This window comes from Mucilaginibacter gossypiicola (genome assembly GCF_900110105.1).
Taxonomy (GTDB): Bacteria; Bacteroidota; Bacteroidia; order Sphingobacteriales; family Sphingobacteriaceae; genus Mucilaginibacter; species Mucilaginibacter gossypiicola.
In genome coordinates, this window is record NZ_FOCL01000001.1 from 597,863 (window position 1) to 619,309 (window position 21,447).

Here is a 21,447-nt window from a genome sequence, read left to right on the forward strand (position 1 = left end):
CTACACTTGTCGCTTTTTTGCTTTAAAATCCCCCAGTTGCCGTGTCCTCACGGCAACTTATCCGCTTCAAAATAATACATGAATGTTGTGGAGTTGTTATGAGGTTAGATTAACGAATTATGGGAATCTACTAAATTCCAATAGTAAGTTCAGATCATCGAACAAACGAACTAATATTTTACACATCAAAACTTTTTATATTTTTTTAAAAAGTTTTATCTTACGGGCTCACACTAACCTGTTAGATAAATCATGTATAAAAAGGCTTCTTTAGTACTGCTTGCCGTGCTTGCAGTGTACACCACCACTGTAAACGCACAGGACACGAATCCAAACCTGGGCATTATCCCAGTTCCCGTTTCATTGAAAAAAGCTCCCGGTCAATTTGTTTTGAGCCAGGAAACTATCGTCCAGGCAGATACTCCTTCAAACAAAGCTGTAGTATTTTTAAAAGATTATCTTGCCCGAAACCAGGCTTATAACAAACCGGTTGCCATAAAAAGCAGCAGAAGCAGTAACGTTATAACCCTTACCGCTGCCGGTACTGATGGTTTACCTGCCGAAGGTTACCGTTTAACCATTACGCCGCAACAGGTTATTGTTGCAGGTAAGGGCGCCGGATTGTTCTATGGTGTGCAAACACTGCTGCAACTGATGCCTGCAGAACATGCTGCTACCATCAAATTGCCAGCTGTGCAAATTGAAGATTATCCGCGTTTCGGTTATCGCGGCGCTATGCTTGACGTTGGACGTCACTTTTTTGGGGTAGAGATGGTTAAGAAGTACATCGACCTGTTAGCTGCCTATAAACTGAACACCTTTCACTGGCACCTTACCGAAGACCAGGGCTGGCGTATAGAAATAAAGAAATATCCTAAGCTTACCCAAATCAGCAGCATGCGCGCCCAAACGTTGATTGGAGGTTATCATGACCGTACGCCGCAACAATTTGATGGTACACCTTACGGTGGCTTTTATACACAAGACCAGATTCGTGAGGTTGTTAAGTATGCATCAGACAGGTTTATTACTATAGTGCCTGAAATTGAAATGCCAGGGCACTCTAAGGCCGCGCTTGCTGCTTATCCCGAGTTAAGCTGCGATCCATCAAAAACGTATCAACCGGCTGAAACCTGGGGAGTATTTAACGATATTTATTGCCCTAATGAAAAAACCTTCGCCTTTTTGCAGGATGTTTTAACAGAAGTAATGGCACTTTTCCCGAGTAAGTACATCCACATTGGTGGTGATGAAGCCCCCAAAGATGCATGGAAAAGCTCGCCTTTTTGCCAGCAGCTAATTAAAAAACTAAAACTGAAGGATGAGCACGCATTGCAAAGCTATTTTATACAACGTATTGAAAAGTTTTTAAATTCAAAAGGCCGCAGCATCATTGGCTGGGACGAGATTTTAGAAGGTGGCCTTGCTCCTAACGCTACCGTAATGAGCTGGCGAGGCGAAGAAGGTGGAATTGCGGCAGCGCAACAAAAACATGATGTGATCATGACGCCGGGAAGCAACGGTTTATACATCGACCATGGCCAGGGAAAACCAAGCCAGGAACCATTAAGTATTGGCGGTAACGAACCACTGTCGAAAATTTATAGTTACAACCCTACTCCTGCTGTATTAACGCCAGATGAGCAAAAATACATTAAAGGTGTACAGGCCAATTTGTGGACAGAATATATAGCCACAGATGCCAAAGTAGAGTTTATGCTGTTGCCGAGATTGCTTGCGTTGTCAGAAATTGCCTGGTCGCCATTAGCCAACAAGAATTACGTTGATTTTGCTGATACACGCTTGCCTGGTCATCTGGCTTGGCTGGATAAAAACGGGTTTGACTACCACGTGCCAACAGCTATAGGTGCAAAAGATACAGTAATGATAGGCAGCAAGTTAAATGCCGTATTGAAACCATCTGTTGAAGGAGCAAAAGTGTATTATACTATTGATGGTTACACCCCGCGCGAAACAGATTTGATTTATACCACCCCATTAAATTTGGATATACCTGCTGATCAATACCGCGAACTACAGACTATCGTTATAACTCCTTCAGGTAAGCGTAGCAACGTGACCCGTACATTGGTTTATAATAAAGCGCCGATGGCGGCCGTTACTTATACAGGTACAGCAACAGGACTTAAATACCAGGTTTTTCCCGGCCTTTATACCAGTACAAATCAGCTTGGCATTATGCCAGCCGATAGTGGCGTAACCAAAACCTTTAATACAGCCGATCTGCGAAAAAATAAAGGTAAATATGGTGTGATTTATACAGGATTTATTAATATTGAAACTGATGGCGTTTATGGCTTTGCAACGTCATCTGCAGGTGGTTCGGTTTTATTAATTGATGACCAACCGGTAGTTGATAATGACGGAAAACATTCCATGAATGAACAAATGGGAGCTGCGCCGTTGTTAAAAGGCTACCATAAGGTAACGGTAAAATATTTTGACCAGGGAACTGGCCCTGTATCGTTAAAAGTGTTTATTACTGCGCCTGGCAAAGCAAAAGCCGAGCTAACACCAGATACGTTATACAACTAAGTTGAACCAAAAAAATATGACTAACAGGTTTTACCTTTTTGCACTTGCGATAAGTGCATTAATGGCTGGATGCGGCGGGCAGGAAACAAAAAAGCCTGCCGCTCCTACGGCACCTAAAAAGCCGGAGTTGATGGCGCCTTTCAGGTTTCATAAACTGATAGAGGTTTCGCCAGGGCAAAGCTATGATATTTTGAGCTGGGGCCGTGGTGCCGAAGAAGCCGGTTCGTTCATGATATTACATTCAGATTCATCGGCCATAAAATACACTACAACAACCGGCGATTTGGATGGCGCTATTATCGACGTTTACAATTCGGATATGGATGTGGATGGCAATCCTGAGATTCTGATCCAGGCGAAATCGAAAGACACGACTAATTATACATCTATCTACGCCTTTGAGTTTAACGACAATAACAGTAAAGCCAATAAACTTGACTTCCCGAAATTAACCAGCTCACAGCGTAAAGGTTATCGAGGTAATGATAATTTTTATATCAAGGAAGGAAAGTTGATGCGGGAGTTTCCGATATTTAATGGCACTGGCAAAGACGCCAAACCCTCAGGAGCAAAACGCCAGCTGGAATATGGATTACGAGGTAATGAATTTACAGTTAAACAACTGAGTAAAGATTCAACCGATGTAAAACAACCGGACAATCAGCCTGCTAAAACGGATGAGAAAAAATCTTCGGATATACAAAGTTCATCGTCGTCAAAATCGTCGAAGAAAAAACATAAGAGACACAGAGGATAGTTTAGTTTTCGTTGCAAACGCAAACCCTGGTTAAGCGCTCGTTACAAACGAGCGTAAGTTGAAAAAGCAAAACGCCATGCCGAGATAGTTTCTGCATGGCGTTTTTTACTAATCTTTTATCTCCAACCTCTAATCACTAAGTTTGTATCACCCCTACATTAAAGACTTTTTCAATTGGCGCATGATTGGCTGCCTCAATACCCATTGATATTACTTTACGGGTTTCGAGCGGATCGATGATCCCATCCACCCAAAGCCGGGCAGCAGCATAATATGGGGTTGTTTGAGCATTATATTTATCCGTTATCTGCTTCAATAACTCTGCTTCTTTTACCGCATCAATCTCTTCGCCTTTTGCTTTGAGTCCCGCCTCCTGTATCTGCAGCAGGGTTTTAGCTGCTTGTCCGCCGCCCATTACTGCAATCTTAGCCGATGGCCAGGCATAGATCAGTCGTGGATCGTATGCTTTACCGCACATGGCATAATTACCTGCGCCATAGCTATTGCCTACAACAATGGTAAATTTAGGCACAACGGAATTTGCCACTGCATTCACCATCTTTGCACCGTCTTTGATGATGCCCCCCTGCTCCGACCGGCTGCCTACCATAAAACCGGTAACATCCTGCAAAAAAACCAGCGGGATTTTCTTTTGATTACAGTTCATGATAAAACGTGTAGCCTTATCTGCCGAATCGGAATAGATTACGCCGCCAAACTGCATCTCTCCTTTTTTTGATTTGATCACTTTGCGCTGATTGGCAACAATTCCTACAGCCCAGCCATCAATCCGGCCAAGGCCGCAGATAATGGATTGCCCGTAGCCATCTTTATAAGGTTCAAATTCAGAATTATCCAGTAAACGGAGAATGATCTCCATCATATCATATGCTTTTTCCCTGTTATCAGGAAGTACACCGTATATTTCCTTTTCATCGAGCTTTGGGGCTGATGGCTGAACCCTGTCGAAACCGGCTTTGGTATAGTCGCCGGTCATGCTCAGGATATTGCGGATGGAATCAAGTGCGGCCTTATCATTGGGCTGCTTATAGTCGGTAACACCCGATATTTCGCAATGGGTAGTTGCACCACCAAGCGTTTCATTATCTACGTCCTCGCCAATAGCCGACTTTACAAGATATGACCCTGCCAGGAAAACAGAGCCTGTGCCTTCTACTATCATAGCTTCATCGCTCATAATAGGCAAATAGGCCCCACCTGCAACACAAGAGCCCATGATAGCTGCAATCTGGATAATGCCCATACTGCTCATCACAGCATTATTACGAAAAATGCGCCCGAAATGCTCTTTGTCTGGAAAAATCTCATCCTGCAAGGGCAGATAAACCCCTGCCGAATCGACAAGATAAATGATAGGTAATTTGTTTTCGATAGCTATTTCCTGGGCACGCAGGTTCTTTTTTGCTGTTATCGGGAACCAGGCCCCGGCTTTTACAGTGGCATCATTAGCAACAACAACACACTGCCTGCCTGAAATATATCCGATACCGCAAATAACACCGCCGGATGGGCAGCCGCCATGTTCGGCGTACATGCCATCGGCAACAAAAGCGCCAATTTCCAGCCAGGGTTTGTCCTTATCAATCAGGTAAGCCACCCGTTCACGGGCAAGCATTTTACCCTTTTCTTTTTGTTTGGTGGCTGCCTTTTCTCCGCCGCCCTGGTAAACTTTGTTAAGCCGGGTGTTTAACTCATAAACAAGCTGCTTATTAATATCTTCATTTTTATTGAATTCGATATTCATAACTGGTTTTAGATAGGACAGGTAATTTAGAAAATTTCCTATCTAAAAAAGGAAATCGCAAACGGTTTTGTTTTAAAGAGTCAAAACCGCTTGCCAGTTTGCGGAGTATAGCTGGCGGCAAACATTAGTAAATAATAGTCACCGCACCGCTATGCACTTGTTTAGACGCAGGGGTGTTGATCACATAATAATAAACGCCTATAGGCAGTGCTTTACCCTTATAGGCCCCATTCCAGGGTACGGCGTAACCCTGGCTTTGAAAAACCATTGTACCGTTACGGTTGTAAACGTTAACCTTATCAGACTTTGTAAGGCCCGTGATTACCCAGCTATCATTGGCCCCGTCGCCGTTAGGGGTGAAAGTATTTGGGATGTGAATGTCATCGCAGTGGCTGGTAATGTTAATAGTTTGTGTGGCACTGCAGCCATTATGGTCAGTAACCCTTAAACTAACTGTCCCCAGACTGCCTGTGTTGAAATCAGGCCCGCCGGGTTGGCCATTCCACTCATAAGTTACAAAGCCCGGAGGAGCAGTTAATGTAATGGTTTCATTTGAATATTGGCACAAACTGGCATCTGGAACCGACAATATGGGTTTAGGCAAAAAGCTAACCGGCATACTTTGAGATGCAATGCAGCCCCCCGGAGTGCTCACCGTCGCGGTATATGTGCCCGAATGGTTAACACTGATCTGATCAGTGGCCTCGCCAGTTTGCCATTTAACAGTTCCGTTTGAATAGCTGGCTTTCAGTATAACCGTTTCGCCGTCGCACAGATTGGTATTAACGATCTGCTGAATGCTGATATCCGGCACAGCATCAAAGTTTAAAGTATAAGGATCGGAAAGGGCGCTGCAGGCAGTTATATTACTACTGACGCTCAAACTGTATTTTCCGGGTTGACTGGCAGTTATATTAGTTTTATTTAGCTCAGCGGCCAGTAAATTTCCGTCACGGAACCAGTTTAACGTATAAGTACCGTCGTTGGTGAAATTGGTAGTCAGGCTGGCAATATTATCCGTACAGTAACCGGGCTTATCGGCTGCGATAATCGGTTTTGCCAGGTTAATAAAATCAATAGTAAGCTCATCTGAGGCAACCCACGAGTTCGAACATCCCCGAACTTCCACTTTATATTTACCGGCCTGAGTAACCTGCAGGTTAGGCGTGGTTGCGCCGTTTAAAACGCCATCCCGGTACCAGCGGTATTGATAAGGGCTCCAGTTGATGATCTGTGATCCGTCAATTGGCACCTGGCTGCTTATCGTTGCCTGCTCTCCATCACAATAAGCCGCCTTATCCTGTTTAAGTACCGGCTTTGGAACCGGAATAAATTTAACCTCAACTTCCTTTGATGAAACCCAATTGCCCGCGCAGGCGCTCACTTCCACCTTATACTTGCCATTTTCACTGATATCAAGAGAGGCAGTGGTATTTCCGTTTAATACGCCATCCTTATACCATCGATAATTATATCCTGCCTTATTATCAGTTTTAAGGTTGGCAACAGACCCTTCACAGTAATTCAATTGATCCGGATAATCAAAAGCAAATACCGGGGCTGCTATTTGCGTCACCTTAAGATGGTTGCTTTCAAGGTGCAAAGGCGAACAGGGATCATACAATACCACGTAATAGTCGCCTGAGTTTTTTATGGTAAGCTTGCTATTGCTTTCGTTAGGTATCTCCTGCCCATCTTTATACCATTGTATTGCATTCCCAGAATATGCACTATTTTGTACAATAGCATCAACAGTGGTGTTGGCGCATATTTCTAACTGGGTTACATTAAAAGCCTGGCCTTCAAACTGTATGCTACTAAGTTGCTGCGTTGGATTTACGTAAGGCCCGTAATCGGGCTTGAGCAGATACAAACCGGTAGCCGCAGCTACCCACACGCCATCTTCACAGACGGGGCTGGAATAAGATGTGGCATTCACGCAAATATCGTTGACCTTAGTGTTGCCGAGTGCGTCATAATGAAACAACGAATAGTTAAATAGGCTGAAGCTGAAGTAACCCGAGTTACTATAATAAAAGCCCTGATCCGTACCTACCAACAGATTTTCTTTAATAAGCCCCTTGTTTTGTGACGTACCAAAATACCGCAATCCATAAATTGAAGCTATTTTATTGACATTGATACCGGGCAAATAGGCATGATGTTCATTATCAGAATAGTAAGAATAGCCCCTGAAATTTTGGAACAAGCCTTTTTCCGTTCCCCAGAACTGATTCATCAGGGAGCCGGACAAAGACCCGTAATCCATTGCATCTATTACATTGCCGAAAGTTGTATAGGCGGTATTGATCTTTTCGCCGTACATACTGTTGTTACCATACCATAGAAAGCCACCCCAAATAGTTAGCTTAGTAAGCTCAACAACAGCATATTGCTTTACTACATCGGGATAACTGCCGAATTCAAGGTTACTGAACAGTTCCGAACGGTATGTCGCATCAAAGATTTGAGAGGGCACATGCGATGGATTGGGTTTCATTATTTCCTGTTCATAATCATAATTGCACCGGCCGTTATCGGTACCGATAAGCAAAATATGTTCAGCAAGCGGATGGCCGCCCAATCCGTTGGTATTATCACTAAAGTAGCTACCGGTATAATCTAAACCGATAGATTGAACCGTACCCGGTATCCCTTTTGCTGCGCCGATAACCTTGATTGTGCCATTTTTTAGCGCCAGGATGTTATTCGAATTTGTTGCTACGAATACTGTATTAGCATCTGCACCGGCAATATCAACAAACTGGAGGTTGTGGTACGCACTGAAAAAGCCACTGTAATCGTCAATAATTTTGGTGATACTATTTATCCGGTAAACCGCATGATTTTGAGCAAGCACCCACAAGTAGGGATCTTTAAAATCGCGCTTAACCTTTAGGATGTTTTTGCCGCTCAGGAAAGTACCATTTAAATGAAAATCTACATCCTGCCCACAGGCGCGATAAGCAGAAATAACGATCAGGGACAACAGCAAGTAACGAGAAAGACGCATGATAAGGTTTTGCAACGCGAAGTTAATCAAATACTATAAAAATCCGCAGCTCGTAAACCGACATATATTTAAGAAGTAGCACATCGATTAACAATAGGTTGCAACTCGTAATCAGCATATGTTTTAATCTGGATTATATCGGTGGTCATCACCGGTAACGAGATGTGCGAGGCTACTTAAAGTACGGCCTGACTTTGAGAAATAGATGGCTATTTCTGTATAAAAAAGCGTGTATTTTTTTTCAAAAAATATCTTTTGTTTTTTAATATAATTACCTAGCTTTCAGTTAGTTTAAGAAATGCAATAATTTCTATCCACCTCCAGTTCGGAGATATATTATTACAACCGATTTTTAAACCCTTAACCTCAACTTATCATGCCAACGTCAGAACAAAACCCCCAATCTTCAACAGAAGGCACTACTCCAAACGATGCGCTAAAAAATGATGCCGCCGGTCAGCCAGATAATCCCCAGCTTTCAGCAAAAGAGCAATTTACTGTGGTTGCCCTTGTAGTTTCTGCAATGATCATCTCGATGTTTATAATCATCGCATGGTGGCCTGCAGACCCAACTACAAACAAAAATGCGTTATACTTAAACAAACCTTTTCATGTACGGCCAATTGCACCTGCCGGCAACGAAACTAAATCCGCCGACGGTAAACCTAAAGCTACCGTAGCCGATACGATTGTCATTCTTACAAAAAAGCTGGCAGAACAGCAAAAGCACAGCGAGACCCTGGCCAAGGATACAAATCCAGATTCGGTAAAAGCCCTTGAGGTTTTAAAAAAGGTGATTGAAGAAACTCAAAATGCATTGAAGAAATTAAAGGATAAGCAGGAAGCTTTGGAACACATTTGTGCGGCAAAATGCGTCAGGAAAGAGTGCCCCGGATCCAGCGAAAAAATCTGTACTATTCAATTGGGTAATCTTCTGCTGATACTTGTAGCTGCAGCGGGCTTCCTGGGCAACTTGATCCATGTAAGCAGGTCACTGACATTTTATATCGGCATGAAAAGGTTTCAAAGAAGCTGGTATCCCTGGTATATCATAAAGCCTTTTACGGCATCAGGCCTGGCGCTGCTGATCTATTTCGCAACAAACGGCACGTCCGGTTCAGGAACTACTGATCAGGGTGCTCCAATCAATTTAACGGCTATTATGCTAACGGCCGGGTTAGTGGGATTATTTACCGATATAGCAACACAAAAGTTAAAAGTAATATTTGAAGCAATTCTTAAACCGGCAGATACACACTCCGGTGCGGGAAACGCAGCTTCGCCGCAACCGGCCGCCAAAGCTGCTACGGTAGATATGAATAAGGTAAGCCCGGAGAAGATTGACGCCAAGGGGGTAAACCATGTAAAAATACCCGGTCAAAATCTGAACCTCAAGAATTTGATTATAACGATCAATAATCAGGTTATCGATAAATCGACTATAACGATAACCGCCACCGAAATCAGTTTTGACTACGCCCCTGCCGATGCAACCGCAACCGAGTTCGTGCTTTCAGTAAAAGACGCTGCAGCCAATCTCGACGCAAAGAAAACATGGACTATTGTTTAACGACGGGTAAACCAGAAAGACCTTTCTTCCTGGTTTACTTATTTGTTTTTAACAGGTCCCGGTACAATTGTATTAAGCTCATTGCAACCAGATGCGGACAATATATTAATATTCAGGCATTCGGTTGTAATACAACAATAAAACCGAACAACCGGAATCAAAAATTTAGAATACTCAACTTTATCATTTCGTACTTATACCTAATCAACCTGCATTATGAACAATTTGTATTCCAGTCAATCTGCCAAGCTTCCGGCGTTTCGGAAGCTGAGGGGATACGCTTTCGACCCCAGCTTATCACTTAAATTGGATACCTCCGCTGTTAATGATCTTGTTTACAAGGTCCCCTGGGAAAATGTGGAGCCCGGTCCCGTAGGTGAATACCTGGAGGTGCTTGATTATGATCCCACAACTAAGGAGTACTACGCCCCTGTTAATTTAGATAATGCCTATGTGCTTGCGCAAGATGGCCTCGATCCGAGCGAAAGCAATCCCCAATTTCACCAGCAAATGGTTTATGCTGTAGCAATGATAACTATCCGCCATTTTGAAAAATCGCTTGGAAGAAAAATCCTTTGGGCATCGCGCCTGTTAAACTATAGTGAAGGAAAAGGCTATGAAACGTATGTTAAACGACTCCGGATTTATCCCCACGCATTAAGAGATGCAAACGCTTATTATAGCCCTGTAAAAAAGGCCGTTTTATTTGGATACTTTTCGGCAATGCCTGCCGATGAGACACTGCAGATGCCAAACTCTCTTGTATTTACCTGCCTTAGCCATGATATTGTTGCCCATGAAGTAACCCACGCATTGCTTGACGGTATGCACCGCAATTACAACGAGCCAAGCAACGCCGATGTACTGGCCTTTCATGAGGCTTTCGCAGATATTGTAGCACTTTTTCAGCATTTTACATTCCCGGATGTATTGAAACATCAGATTGCTAAAACACGTGGTGATTTGGCCAGTCAAAACCTTTTGGGCCAATTGGCGCAACAATTTGGGTCTTCTATCGGATCATACGGCAGCTTGCGCGATGCATTAGGACACATAGATGAAACAACTGGCAAATGGGTGCCAACAATACCTAACGTGGATGATTACAGAAACATTATGGAACCCCATGCCCGTGGCAGCATTCTGGTTGCAGCTGTTTTTGAGGCATTCATTAATATTTATAAAAGCAGGGCCGCCGATCTGCTGAGGATCGCATCTAACGGAACCGGGATTTTGCCTTTAGGTGAATTGCATCCGGATTTAGTTAACAGACTGGCTGGCGAAGCTGCTAAGACAGCCGGGCACGTACTCAATATGTGCATCCGCGCCCTGGACTATTGTCCTCCGGTTGATATTACCTTTGGCGATTACCTGCGGGCAATCATCACGGCAGATGTTGAGCTGGTTGCGGACGACAGCCGGGACTATAGGCTGGCCTTTATTGACGCTTTCAGGCGGCGCGGCATTTATCCCCAGGGAATTAAAACCCTGAGTATTGAAAGTTTGCAACAACCGATGATTGATATCTCCTTTAAGGCAACCGGAAAAAAATTAAGCTTTAAGGACCAATCAGATCAGGAGAAAACGCAAAATGACACCGGGCAGCTGTTGTTGATCATAGGTACTTTTTTAAGGGAATATGGCAATGCGATCAAATATGTGTCGGATAGAGAAGAAATATATGATCTCACCCGTTTATATATCGCCGGACGGACAGAAAAAAACAAAGAGACACAAATTCAGGGACTGCATGACCGGTTAAACATAAAGTTTTCGTCATCCAAGGAATTTGCAAGAATTACAGGGCTGGCTTTTCTAGAAGAATACATTGACCTGGGTATCAAACAATCAGGGAAGTACTTGGGCCCATCATTTCAGATTCAAAATCTAAGACTTGTTAACCGGGTGGGGCCGGAAGGTAATCAAATTAACCAGGTAATATTTTCTATTGTTCAAACCAGCAGGTTGATCTGCAGAGATGGCGTTTTCCTCCCTTCAAGCCAAAAAACTGAAGATGAAACATCGTTCGATTTCAAAGGCGGCTGTACGCTGATCTTTGACCTGGACAGCCTCCAACTTAAATATGCTATTAGCAAGCCACTTATAGATGTAGATTGTTTTGCCAATCAGGATAAGTGTCTGTTAAACCTGCAGCGGCTAAAAGCTCAGTACAATTTCCTGAATAATGATGGCGGAACAGATAACGGGTTTCAACAAGGATTTTCGGGCCCGGCGTTCAGGAGTACAGAACCTTTTGCATTTCTTCACCAACATTGAACCTGTCATGACAACAATATCAACAGAAAAAGTAACCCGGGCAGATATACGCATGTACCGCATGGGCACCGGCGATTGTTTTATTATTAAACTATTTGCCGGGGAAAAGGAAAAATATAAGATCATGATTGACTGTGGTACGTGGCAGGGGGCAGAAGAAAAGCTGGTTCCCTATATTACCGACCTTAAAGAATACGTAGGAAATACTATAGATCTCCTGATCGTTACTCATGAGCATAAAGACCATGTTTATGTTTTTGAAGCTTGTGAAGAGCTATTTACAAAGGACTTTAATATCAAAAATATCTGGATGGCCTGGACAGAAAGTGACGACGACAGTAAGGCACAGCAGTGGCTCAAGGATTTCGGCGATAAGAAAAAGGCGCTAAAGAAAGCGGCAAACCAAATGAACAAAGCCCTTCAAGACCCTGAATTTGTAAACCAGTTTAAAGATGAAAAAAGCGGTAATGAGCTAAAGGCAGCCCGGGAATATTTTGCCGGCGCGTTAAACTCTTTTGCGGATTTGCAATTCGCGTTAAAGGACGGAGACTACGTTGGCATGCTGAAAGGTATGGAAGTAGTTAAAAAGCAAATTGCTGAAGGTAATAAAATTGAAATCAGGTATTGCCATCCCGGAGAGATTATCAGTAATCTGCCGGGCGCAGAGGGGATTCGCTTTTATGTGCTTGGACCGCCTTTAGCCTGGGAGCAGGTAAAAAAGGAAAGTGGCGGTGCCGGCGAAAGCTATGCACATAATAACGAACTGGCGCATAGCGATGCATTTGCCATGGCAGTTTTGGCAGAGGACAAACGGGAGTTAAAAAATTTGTTACCCTTTGACACAAAATACGTGAGCAAAGACAGCAAAGACCAGCGCCAATGCTATGAAGATAAAGCAAATCAATGGCGTAATATTGATCACGATTGGCTGAACAGCGCCGGAGCACTTGCCTTAAGGGTAAACAGCATGACGAACAACCTTAGTCTGGCGTTGGCTATTGAGTTTGAAGATAGCGGCCGGGTAATGTTATTCCCAGGTGATGCCGAATATGGTAGTTGGGAAAGCTGGCATAATATTTCGTGGCCTCAACAAGATTTTACAAAGGATCTGTTGAACCGTACCGTTTTTTATAAGGTTGCGCATCATCTTAGTCATAACGGAACAGCGCAACGATTAGGATTGGAAATGATGAGCCACCCCGACCTTGCTGCCATGGCAACACTGGATTACGAAATCATCAGTAGTGGTTGGATGTCAACAATGCCCAACAGGGCACTAATAGACGAATTGCTGAAGCGGACTAAAGGAAGGTTAATGGTTATGCATGAGGACGGAATTCCGTATGATAAAGCATCAAAGCAGCCACTTACTAACGTTATCCTTAATGCACGGGCCAATATGACTGAAAAAGAACGGACAGATTTTAACAAGAGTTTTGTCTCAAAACAGTTGTATTTGGAATACAAGGTAAACGGCTTAAGCAAAAAAAGCGTTAAAGCCAGAAAGAAACAACAATAGCATCAACAGATTGCTCCTAAACAAAAGAAGCCGCAGCAAAATGCCCGGCTTCTTTTACTATTATTTAATAACATTTTTTAACCCGCTACTTCAACTTCTTGATTTTTAACTTCATTAGGGCGGCCATTTTTAAATGCTTTGCGCGGCGACAAACCAAGCAATTCAAACATAGCCATATCAGTATCAAATGACGGATTTGGCGTGGTTAGCAATTTTTCGCCTGCGAAGATTGAATTAGCACCGGCCATAAAGCAGAAAGCCTGTTCAACAGTACTCATTTCAGTACGTCCTGCGGATAAGCGAACTACTGTTTTCGGCATAATGATACGCGTAGTAGCAATCATACGCACCATGTCCCAAACAGAAACCCGTGGCTGATCCGCCAGTGGGGTTCCGGCCACAGGTACCAAGGCATTGATAGGTACGGATTCCGGATGTTTAGGCAGGTTTGATAGTGTTTTCAGCATAGATACCCTGTCTTCTACCGTTTCACCCAAACCTATGATGCCACCGCTACATACGGTGATCTTAGCTTTACGCACATGTTCCAACGTTTTTAGGCGCTCGTCGTAAGTACGGGTAGTGATAATACGTTTATAGTCTTCCTCAGATGTATCCAAATTATGGTTGTAGGCATATAAACCGGCATCGGCCAAACGCTGTGCCTGGCTCTCGGTAAGCATGCCAAGGGTGCAGCAAACTTCCATATCAAGCTCATTAACGGCTTTTACCATGTCAATTACCTTGTCGAAATCGCGGTTATCGCGTACTTCGCGCCAGGCAGCGCCCATACATAATCGTGAAGCACCGCCGGCTTTTGCTTTCTCGGCGGCAGCAATCACCTCGTCTTTCGGCATCATTGCATGCACATTCACACCTGTATTGTAACGGGCTGCCTGTGGGCAATAAGCGCAATCCTCAGAACAACCACCGGTTTTAATTGAGATCAGTGAGCTGATTTGCACTTCTGCGTAATCTTTATTTTCGCGGTGTATAGTTGCTGCTTTGTAGATAAGGTCAAGCAACGGCGTATGATATATTTCGGCTATCTCTTCTTTAGTCCAGTTATGTCTAACTTCTGTCATCAGTTTCAGATTAAATTCGTCCCAGCAATGTTATTAAGTTATTGTAAACACGCAAATATTCAAAGATTATTTATAAATATAACATTTTTGGTACCCCCGCAAAAGAAACTAACTATATAACAAGGCTTTAAATATTCTTCAGTTTTAGCTCTACTGCTTTAAAAGCAATTTCGTGGCAAGATATAATGGTAATAAAAAGCCAATACAATCAGTAAATGTAGTAATGATGATTGATGATGCCACAGCTGGATCAATCCCTACCCTTTTTAATATCAGCGGAATTGATGCCCCTGTTAAACCCGCTATAATAAGGTTACCTGTCATTGCCAAAAACAGCACAAGGCCAAGCATCGGGTTTGCATCATAAAAGAAAGCCACTATAAAAACTATCAGCCCATTAGCGGCGCCATTGATCATACCAACCAAAAATTCCTTCAATACAGTGTTATACGCTTGTTTGTCTGAAAGGTCACTTAACGAAATACGCCTCACAGTTACCGCCAGGGCCTGTGTGGCCGCATTGCCACCCATACCGGCGATAATGGTCATATAAGCCGAAATAATTGAAAGTTTAGCAACGGTATCATCAAAAGTACGGATAATAGATGCGGCAAGGAATGCTGTACCAAGGTTGATCACCAGCCATGGTAAACGGCTTTTGACAGCTTCCACCCAGTTACCGCTTAACTCTTCGTCTTCAGATACACCGGAGATTTTCAAAATGTCCTCTGTGTTTTCCTCCTCCATTACGTCGATGATATCATCTACCGTAACACGACCAAGCAGTTTCATATTGTCATCAACAACAGGGATACTGGTCAGGTTATATTGCTTGATGAGGCGTGCTACTTCTTCCTGATCGAGTTCGGCTTTTACGTAAACAAAATCGGTAGTTACCAGATCGCTGATGCGGGCATCGGCGCGGGCTTTAATAACTGTTTTGATGGAAAGGATGCCTTTCAGGATGTCATCATTATCAACCACGCAAATGGTGTAAAACTCCTCCATCTCTTCCGATTGGCGAATAATCTCGTCCAACGCATCCTTTTTATCAAGATTGATATTCACCTTGATAATCTCAGAGTTCATCAAACCGCCGGCGGTATCCTCCGCATAAGTCATCAGCGCACGGATGCTGCTGGCGTCTTCATGATCCAGGTCCTCTAAAATCTCTTGCTGGTCTTCCTCATCAAGCTGAGATATGATATCGGTAGCATCATCATAGTCAAGTTCCTCAACTATCTCTGTACGTTTTTCAGGGTCAAGATTTACAAGTAACTCGGCGGGGCCGTGTTCCTCGTCCATTTCGGATAAAACTTCCGAAGCAACGTCGGCCGGAAGAATATTGATGATCCGTTCTTTTTCTTCCTGCTGAAGTTTTTCAAATAGTATGGCAATCTCCGAAGCGTGATATTCCTTCAGAACAGTCTCTAACTCAGCATCATCGGCTTCGAGCGCTGTTTTAATGCGGAGCAGGTCGGTTTTATCTAAATCAAAAGATTGCATACCCGACTAAATTAAAACAATTACACCACAATTAAGGAATTAAATCGGCACAAAAACAGTGCCCTGATTGGTAAGGTAAAGGAGTTCAACTGTTAGATACTGTGGTCATACTTAAGCTTTGTACCGCTCACTTTACTCAATTTAAAAAGCGCCTGTTCAACCTGCATTTTACGGATAGAAAGCTGGATACTGCAATCATTATCAAAAACCTGGTTAACTATTGTAAGGTTCTCATCTTTGATAATACGCATTACGTCATTCATCTGCAGGTAATCAAAAGAGACCGTGTAAACGTCATTTACTGTTTTTGAAATGATAACCGATTGGTTTAATGCCTCTTCGGTTGCAACTTTATAAGCATTGATTAAGCCGGGCACACCTAATAAAGTGCCGCCAAAATACCGAACCACTACAACCAATATATTGGTTAGATCTTTTGATAAAAGTGTATTTAAGATTGGTCTCCCAGCGGTACCTGAAGGTTCTCCATCATCATTAACCCTGAACACCGAACGATCGATAGTTAAGCGCATGGCCCAGCAATGATGATTAGCCTTGGGATGTTCGGATTTTAATTGGGTGACAATAGCCTTGATATCATTTTCAGAGTTGATAGGAAAAGCATAGGCCAGGAATTTGCTGCCGCGGTCGCGGAAAATACCTTCGGCAGGATTTTCTATAGTTTTATAAGTATCGTCAAAAAGCATTCAAAAATATTACAAGTGCAGGAAGCCTAACGTTTGCGGAAAATAAATAATAACAATAGCCAATAACGCTACGGCTATACCTATTTTATTGATCAGGCTCAGTTTCTCTTTAAATACAAAAATGCCCACCAGCGTGCCAACCACAATAACACCAATGTTTACGGATGAAAATACTGTAGATGGATTATTGGCCAATGCCTGATGCGCTTTTAGGTAAAACAGGATATTGCCAAAGTTAGCTATCCCAAGGATCCAGCCTATAACAATCTGCGGTAGCGAGAATTTTGTTTTTTTAGTAGATACCTGGTAAACTAAACCAGCAAAGGTTAATACAAAGGCAATAATGAAGATAACAAATATAGCTGTAGTAAAAGGTACATTGCTAACCTTGGTAAGTTGTTTTAGCAGTACATCAATAATACCAAAACCCAGGAAAACTATTAACAGGTAAATCCATGAACCTTTTTCCACCTTATTACCGATTGATTTTTGCCATGGAACAGAACAGATAATAGCAATGAAAGCCAGTATAATGCCAATGGCTTTTACTGCACCTGTTGCTTCGCCAAATAAAACAAAGGCTGCTAATATTGGAATAAACAAGGATAGCCGCTGGGCCACATCTGTTCGTACAATACCAGCCTTGCGTACCGATGTAGCCATAATTACAAACACCGCTGGAAACAAAATGCCTAAGGCCAAATAGTTATAAACAGGCCCGTTCTGAATGATGCTTAATTGTGGTTTAAAAAAGAACCAGGTAAGCAAAATAGCCATTGAATAATTCCAGGTGATGGCCTGATAAACATCTACATGGTAACGTTTTGCCAGTTTTAGCAAAATAGACACGATAACACTACAGCAAATACTTAAAAAAACGAACAGCATTTATATAACTGGCTTATTGTATAACATTTTTAGGCGGTCGGCGCCCACGGGATATTCTTCGGCAAGTATACCGGTTATTTGCGGTGCTTTTATGCCTTTGTTTAAAACTTTATCGCCGGTAAACACGCGGGCTTCGTCCCATAGACCAGCTTCGATAAAGGCCTCAAGCGTACGAGCGCCTCCTTCAATAATGACAGATTGAATATCCTGAAGGTATAACTGGTATAAAATGTATTGCGGCACAAAGCGTTCAAAATCTTCAAGAGCGATGTACCTGTTTTTACCATCCACATCAAACTTAACCTCGTTAAATATCAACGTTTCGGCAGACTGATCAAATATATTCAACCCTTTATTTAATTCCAGTTTCCTGTCTATCACTACCCGCTTAGGCGAAGGGCCGTCCCAGTAACGGGTATTTAATTGCGGATTGTCACTTAATACCGTGTTTTTACCAACCAGTATAGCATCTTCCTGGCTGCGCCATTTGTGAACCAGTTTTTTTGATTCAGGGCCGGTGATCCAAAACTGGCCACCATCAGCCGGAGCAAAAAATCCGTCCTGCGTTTGTGCCCATTTCAGTATAATGTATGGTCTGTGTTTTTGTACTTTGGTAAAAAAACGTCGGTTAAGCCATTGGCATTCCTGCTCCAATACTCCGGTTATTACTTCAATACCGGCTGCCTGAAGTTTTTCGATCCCTTTCCCATCAACCTGGGCAAAAGGATCACGGCACCCAACTACAACCTTTGGGATTTGGTGTTTGATGATCAAATCTGCACATGGGGGCGTTTTGCCATAATGCGCGCAAGGCTCCAACGAAACATATATTATCGAATTTTTAAGCAATTGGACGTGGTTGGCAAACTGTTGGGCAACCTGGGCAATGGCATTAACTTCGGCATGGGCCTGGCCATACTTCCGGTGATAGCCCTCTCCTATTATTTTGCCATCGTGAACTACAACTGCACCAACCATGGGGTTCGGGCTAACATATCCTGCACCCAATTGAGCAAGCTCTAAACAGCGGCGCATATATTTTTCATGTTCAAGCATGCTGCAAAAGTAGCTTTTATGTTACTTTGTTGCATGATTACAGTTAAGGATGTTTTTGAAGATTACAGGCAGCAGATAAACGGCGTTTACGATATTAATGAAACAGAAGCCATTACGCTGCTTGTTATCGCCGAAGTTACGGGCTTATCAAGAGCGTCTATCAAAGCATTTCCGGAAAGGGAATTAACTGCCGAACAATCGAAACGGGTCAAAAATATCCTTATCGAACTTCAAACAGGAAAACCTGTTCAGTACATTATCGGCGTTACCGAGTTTTACGGCTTGCCTTTCAAAGTAAACCCTTATGTGCTGATCCCGCGCCCGGAAACTGAGGAACTGGTTGAATGGATTTTGCTTTCGGAAGGTGAAAGGTTAAAGGTGAAAGGCGAAAGGTTTTCTTTGTTGGATATAGGTACGGGGAGTGGTTGTATAGCTATCAGTTTGAAAAAGAATTTGGCATATGCTGTTGTATCAGCGATTGATATATCTGAGGGAGCCTTGCAAACGGCTAAGGAAAATGCTGTGTTAAATGAGGTAGATGTTAATTTTCTTCAGGCTGATATTTTAAATACCAAACCGGGTAATGAAAGCGCTCAATATAATATCATCGTAAGCAATCCCCCCTACGTTACTCTTGATGATAAAAAGCAGATGCACAGCAATGTGACTGATTTTGAACCACATACAGCATTGTTTGTCCCCGAACACGACCCGCTGATATTTTATCGGGCTATTGCCGGCTTTGCTTTGAATAATTTGATTGCCGGGGGCTTACTTTACTTTGAGATAAATGAAAACCTGGGTAAAGAAACAGTGGAACTATTAGCCGGTAAAGGATTTAAAAACATAGAGCTAAAAAAAGACATGAGCGGCAGGGACAGGATGATAAAAGCGCAGCTTTAATTATCACAGCTTATCGCTTGCTACTCCTTCAAATTTATAATAGTTATTGCAAAACAACCAGTAAGCTAAACCCAAGTTTAATGGGATTAGCACCCAAAGCAGCTTGAACATAATGATCCAAAACAGCACTATAAATAAACCCAGGATCCATTGCAGGTACTTATCCATATTGAGCCCGAACCAATAAAGCAGGCAGTGGAACAACATTGAGGTGCTTAAAGCTAACAGTAATAACTCTGCGGCCATAAAGGGGTTAAACCTATTGAACAGCCAGACACTTTCGGGGATCAGTAAAAAGAAATAAACAGCTGCAAAATTCAGAAAGAGCCTTTGCCTGCTGTAAGGTAAATTGCGGGAGAAACCTAATCCGTTCTCTTCAAACTTCCGTTCTTCAAATATCAAAACAATATGTGCTGTGACTACCGCAAGTATGGCAATGCCGGCGACACGTGCATCGGTTTTAACATCAGCAAACACATAAAATACCCCGGTAATGATAAGCCATGATAATGCCTTGGTGATCAGGTACGGCACTTTGCGTTTATCAAACAGGTGGTAAATATAAAGGCTGAAATAAGGTTTCCGCCATTTGCTGCTTAGTTTTAATAATAGAGATTGACTACTGCCATCAACAAGACGGTTGATTTGTCTCATATAAATAACCGCGCTTAAATAGCTTAATATTATTAAATACAACAAAATGCAAACCGGCAATACATAATAATGATTAGCAAAGCCAACACAAATTGCTATGATCGCATAAGCTATTATTGGCGATAATATAGCTGCCTGTATCCCAAACCAGCTTTTTAATTGTTTCTCCCTACTCAGAGAATTACTGCTGTAAAATAAAAAATGCTGACCAGAGGCAAAGATCTGCCCGGATACATAATGCCAGCTTTTAATGGCATAAATTAGCCAGACCGCAAATACCAACGCCATCACTGCCGAACTACTATCCATTGCCAGCATTAGGGCTTTATGATAACCTATTAAATATTGAGGCGGCACGACACCAACCATCGCCAGAAATATAAAAAGCAAGATCCCCGCATGTACCCGGAAAAAACCGCCTGCAAATATTTTTAACAATACATTGGTTAGCGGCTTCATTAGTTGATAAACTTTAGGGTTTGATCTTCAACTAATAACTCGCCCGATACGGGTAACGAGCCATCTTCCAGTACTTGGTGAGATGATAATAAGAAGCTGGTTCCCTCCTGCTCATGTCTTTCCCTGATCCAGGTATTTAATACTGCCAACGATGCCGTATCAATGGTGATAAGCGGTTCGTCGAGCAGGATCAATTTGGGATTACCTAAAAAGGCAAGCAACAGTGAAAGCTTTTTCATCATACCGCTGCTGTAAGTACCAACCGGGCGGTCGACAAAACTTTGCATTCCCATGCTTTTAATGTACCTATCTTCCTGTCCTGCCGGGGCGTCTTTAGCATCGGCAAACAGCCTGACCATTTCAGTCCCTGTTAAAAAATCAGGAAACACCGGCTCGGCTTCAGCAAAATTAACCAGCTTACGGTAAGCCACCGGTTGTTTTTTTATGCTAATACCATCACCAAGCAATATGTCGCCATTAAACGCCAGGATGCCGGCAATAGATTTTAGCAGAGTGCTTTTGCCCGATCCGTTTACTCCTTTTATCCAGTAAATACCGTTTTCAAGCTTGAGGCTTTCAATTTTTAAGGCCGGGTAACTACCGTATGATTTTTTGAAGTTTTGAAATTGCAGCATCGTTGGTTTTGACGTTAGAATAGCCTTGTTGTTACACTAAAAGAGACGCACCAAAGGCGTCTCTTAAATTATGAATTCAAAATAAATCCGAAATCGA

General features: G+C 42.8%; 15 protein-coding genes. 6 read left to right on the forward strand and 9 right to left on the reverse strand.

From position 1 onward, the window contains the following. Nucleotides 1–252 precede the first annotated feature (252 nt). Together BMX50_RS02385 and BMX50_RS02390 are read left to right on the forward strand one after the other, a co-directional pair. Nucleotides 253–2,556, forward strand: coding sequence for a family 20 glycosylhydrolase (locus tag BMX50_RS02385; protein WP_091207124.1), 2,304 nt, complete (start codon nucleotides 253–255; stop codon nucleotides 2,554–2,556). Between the two features lie 16 nt (nucleotides 2,557–2,572). Next, the gene (locus tag BMX50_RS02390) at nucleotides 2,573–3,313 is read left to right on the forward strand and encodes a hypothetical protein (RefSeq protein ID WP_143065064.1); all 741 of its coding nucleotides are present in this window, start codon (nucleotides 2,573–2,575) and stop codon (nucleotides 3,311–3,313) included. A 136-nt stretch (nucleotides 3,314–3,449) separates the two neighbouring features. Here the strand turns inward: BMX50_RS02390 and BMX50_RS02395 are convergent, their stop codons facing one another. Both BMX50_RS02395 and BMX50_RS02400 read right to left on the reverse strand, forming a co-directional pair. Next, entirely contained in the window at nucleotides 3,450–5,078 is a 1,629-nt protein-coding gene (locus BMX50_RS02395; protein ID WP_091207129.1) for an acyl-CoA carboxylase subunit beta, read from the reverse strand. A gap of 124 nt (nucleotides 5,079–5,202) precedes the next feature. Then, on the reverse strand, nucleotides 5,203–8,091 hold the full coding sequence (locus tag BMX50_RS02400; protein ID WP_091207132.1) for a T9SS type B sorting domain-containing protein: 2,889 nt from the start codon (nucleotides 8,089–8,091) through the stop codon (nucleotides 5,203–5,205). 376 nt (nucleotides 8,092–8,467) lie between these two features. Here BMX50_RS02400 and BMX50_RS02405 point away from each other — a divergent pair, with 376 nt between their 5' ends. The 3 genes from BMX50_RS02405 (at nucleotide 8,468) to BMX50_RS02415 (ending at nucleotide 13,457) form a co-directional block, all read left to right on the forward strand. Then, nucleotides 8,468–9,661: a hypothetical protein gene (locus tag BMX50_RS02405; RefSeq protein WP_091207135.1), complete on the forward strand. Its 1,194-nt coding sequence runs from the start codon at nucleotides 8,468–8,470 to the stop codon at nucleotides 9,659–9,661. 216 nt (nucleotides 9,662–9,877) lie between these two features. After that, nucleotides 9,878–11,938, forward strand: coding sequence for a gluzincin family metallopeptidase (locus BMX50_RS02410; RefSeq protein ID WP_091207138.1), 2,061 nt, complete (start codon nucleotides 9,878–9,880; stop codon nucleotides 11,936–11,938). A 7-nt stretch (nucleotides 11,939–11,945) separates the two neighbouring features. Continuing rightward, the gene (locus BMX50_RS02415; protein ID WP_091207140.1) at nucleotides 11,946–13,457 is read left to right on the forward strand and encodes an MBL fold metallo-hydrolase; all 1,512 of its coding nucleotides are present in this window, start codon (nucleotides 11,946–11,948) and stop codon (nucleotides 13,455–13,457) included. Between the two features lie 77 nt (nucleotides 13,458–13,534). Here the strand turns inward: BMX50_RS02415 and bioB are convergent, their stop codons facing one another. The 5 genes from bioB to ribD form a co-directional block, all read right to left on the reverse strand. Beyond that, entirely contained in the window at nucleotides 13,535–14,542 is a 1,008-nt protein-coding gene (bioB, locus tag BMX50_RS02420) for a biotin synthase BioB (protein WP_091207143.1), read from the reverse strand. 150 nt (nucleotides 14,543–14,692) lie between these two features. Then, the gene (gene mgtE / locus BMX50_RS02425) at nucleotides 14,693–16,048 is read right to left on the reverse strand and encodes a magnesium transporter (RefSeq protein WP_091207145.1); all 1,356 of its coding nucleotides are present in this window, start codon (nucleotides 16,046–16,048) and stop codon (nucleotides 14,693–14,695) included. A gap of 92 nt (nucleotides 16,049–16,140) precedes the next feature. Continuing rightward, nucleotides 16,141–16,755 carry an IMPACT family protein gene (locus tag BMX50_RS02430; RefSeq protein WP_091207148.1) on the reverse strand — a complete coding sequence of 205 codons (615 nt, stop codon included), beginning with the start codon at nucleotides 16,753–16,755 and terminating at the stop codon, nucleotides 16,141–16,143. A gap of 9 nt (nucleotides 16,756–16,764) precedes the next feature. Next, nucleotides 16,765–17,604, reverse strand: coding sequence for an EamA family transporter (locus tag BMX50_RS02435; RefSeq protein ID WP_244280816.1), 840 nt, complete (start codon nucleotides 17,602–17,604; stop codon nucleotides 16,765–16,767). 39 nt (nucleotides 17,605–17,643) lie between these two features. Then, nucleotides 17,644–18,699 (reverse strand): bifunctional diaminohydroxyphosphoribosylaminopyrimidine deaminase/5-amino-6-(5-phosphoribosylamino)uracil reductase RibD, encoded by a 1,056-nt coding sequence (gene ribD / locus BMX50_RS02440; RefSeq protein ID WP_091207154.1) that lies wholly within the window; start codon nucleotides 18,697–18,699, stop codon nucleotides 17,644–17,646. 33 nt (nucleotides 18,700–18,732) lie between these two features. On the opposite strand from ribD, the gene prmC reads away from it, so the two are divergent. Beyond that, nucleotides 18,733–19,602, forward strand: coding sequence for a peptide chain release factor N(5)-glutamine methyltransferase (gene prmC, locus BMX50_RS02445; protein ID WP_167667786.1), 870 nt, complete (start codon nucleotides 18,733–18,735; stop codon nucleotides 19,600–19,602). A gap of 3 nt (nucleotides 19,603–19,605) precedes the next feature. Here the strand turns inward: prmC and BMX50_RS02450 are convergent, their stop codons facing one another. Both BMX50_RS02450 and BMX50_RS02455 read right to left on the reverse strand, forming a co-directional pair. Beyond that, on the reverse strand, nucleotides 19,606–20,715 hold the full coding sequence (locus BMX50_RS02450) for a hypothetical protein (protein WP_091207160.1): 1,110 nt from the start codon (nucleotides 20,713–20,715) through the stop codon (nucleotides 19,606–19,608). Beyond that, nucleotides 20,715–21,350, reverse strand: coding sequence for an ABC transporter ATP-binding protein (locus tag BMX50_RS02455; protein WP_091207163.1), 636 nt, complete (start codon nucleotides 21,348–21,350; stop codon nucleotides 20,715–20,717). Before BMX50_RS02455 ends, BMX50_RS02450 begins: the two co-directional genes overlap by 1 nt. Between the last annotated feature and the right edge of the window lie 97 nt (nucleotides 21,351–21,447).

Bases quoted from the DNA above. Each gene is read 5' to 3' on its own strand.
- BMX50_RS02385 (WP_091207124.1), top strand. From the start codon at position 253: ATGTATAAAAAGGCTTCTTTAGTACTGCTTGCCGTGCTTGCAGTGTAC.
- BMX50_RS02390 (WP_143065064.1), top strand. From the start codon at position 2,573: ATGACTAACAGGTTTTACCTTTTTGCACTTGCGATAAGTGCATTAATG.
- BMX50_RS02395 (WP_091207129.1), bottom strand. From the start codon at position 5,078: ATGAATATCGAATTCAATAAAAATGAAGATATTAATAAGCAGCTTGTT.
- BMX50_RS02400 (WP_091207132.1), bottom strand. From the start codon at position 8,091: ATGCGTCTTTCTCGTTACTTGCTGTTGTCCCTGATCGTTATTTCTGCT.
- BMX50_RS02405 (WP_091207135.1), top strand. From the start codon at position 8,468: ATGCCAACGTCAGAACAAAACCCCCAATCTTCAACAGAAGGCACTACT.
- BMX50_RS02410 (WP_091207138.1), top strand. From the start codon at position 9,878: ATGAACAATTTGTATTCCAGTCAATCTGCCAAGCTTCCGGCGTTTCGG.
- BMX50_RS02415 (WP_091207140.1), top strand. From the start codon at position 11,946: ATGACAACAATATCAACAGAAAAAGTAACCCGGGCAGATATACGCATG.
- bioB (WP_091207143.1), bottom strand. From the start codon at position 14,542: ATGACAGAAGTTAGACATAACTGGACTAAAGAAGAGATAGCCGAAATA.
- mgtE (WP_091207145.1), bottom strand. From the start codon at position 16,048: ATGCAATCTTTTGATTTAGATAAAACCGACCTGCTCCGCATTAAAACA.
- BMX50_RS02430 (WP_091207148.1), bottom strand. From the start codon at position 16,755: ATGCTTTTTGACGATACTTATAAAACTATAGAAAATCCTGCCGAAGGT.
- ribD (WP_091207154.1), bottom strand. From the start codon at position 18,699: ATGCTTGAACATGAAAAATATATGCGCCGCTGTTTAGAGCTTGCTCAA.
- prmC (WP_167667786.1), top strand. From the start codon at position 18,733: ATGATTACAGTTAAGGATGTTTTTGAAGATTACAGGCAGCAGATAAAC.
- BMX50_RS02450 (WP_091207160.1), bottom strand. From the start codon at position 20,715: ATGAAGCCGCTAACCAATGTATTGTTAAAAATATTTGCAGGCGGTTTT.
- BMX50_RS02455 (WP_091207163.1), bottom strand. From the start codon at position 21,350: ATGCTGCAATTTCAAAACTTCAAAAAATCATACGGTAGTTACCCGGCC.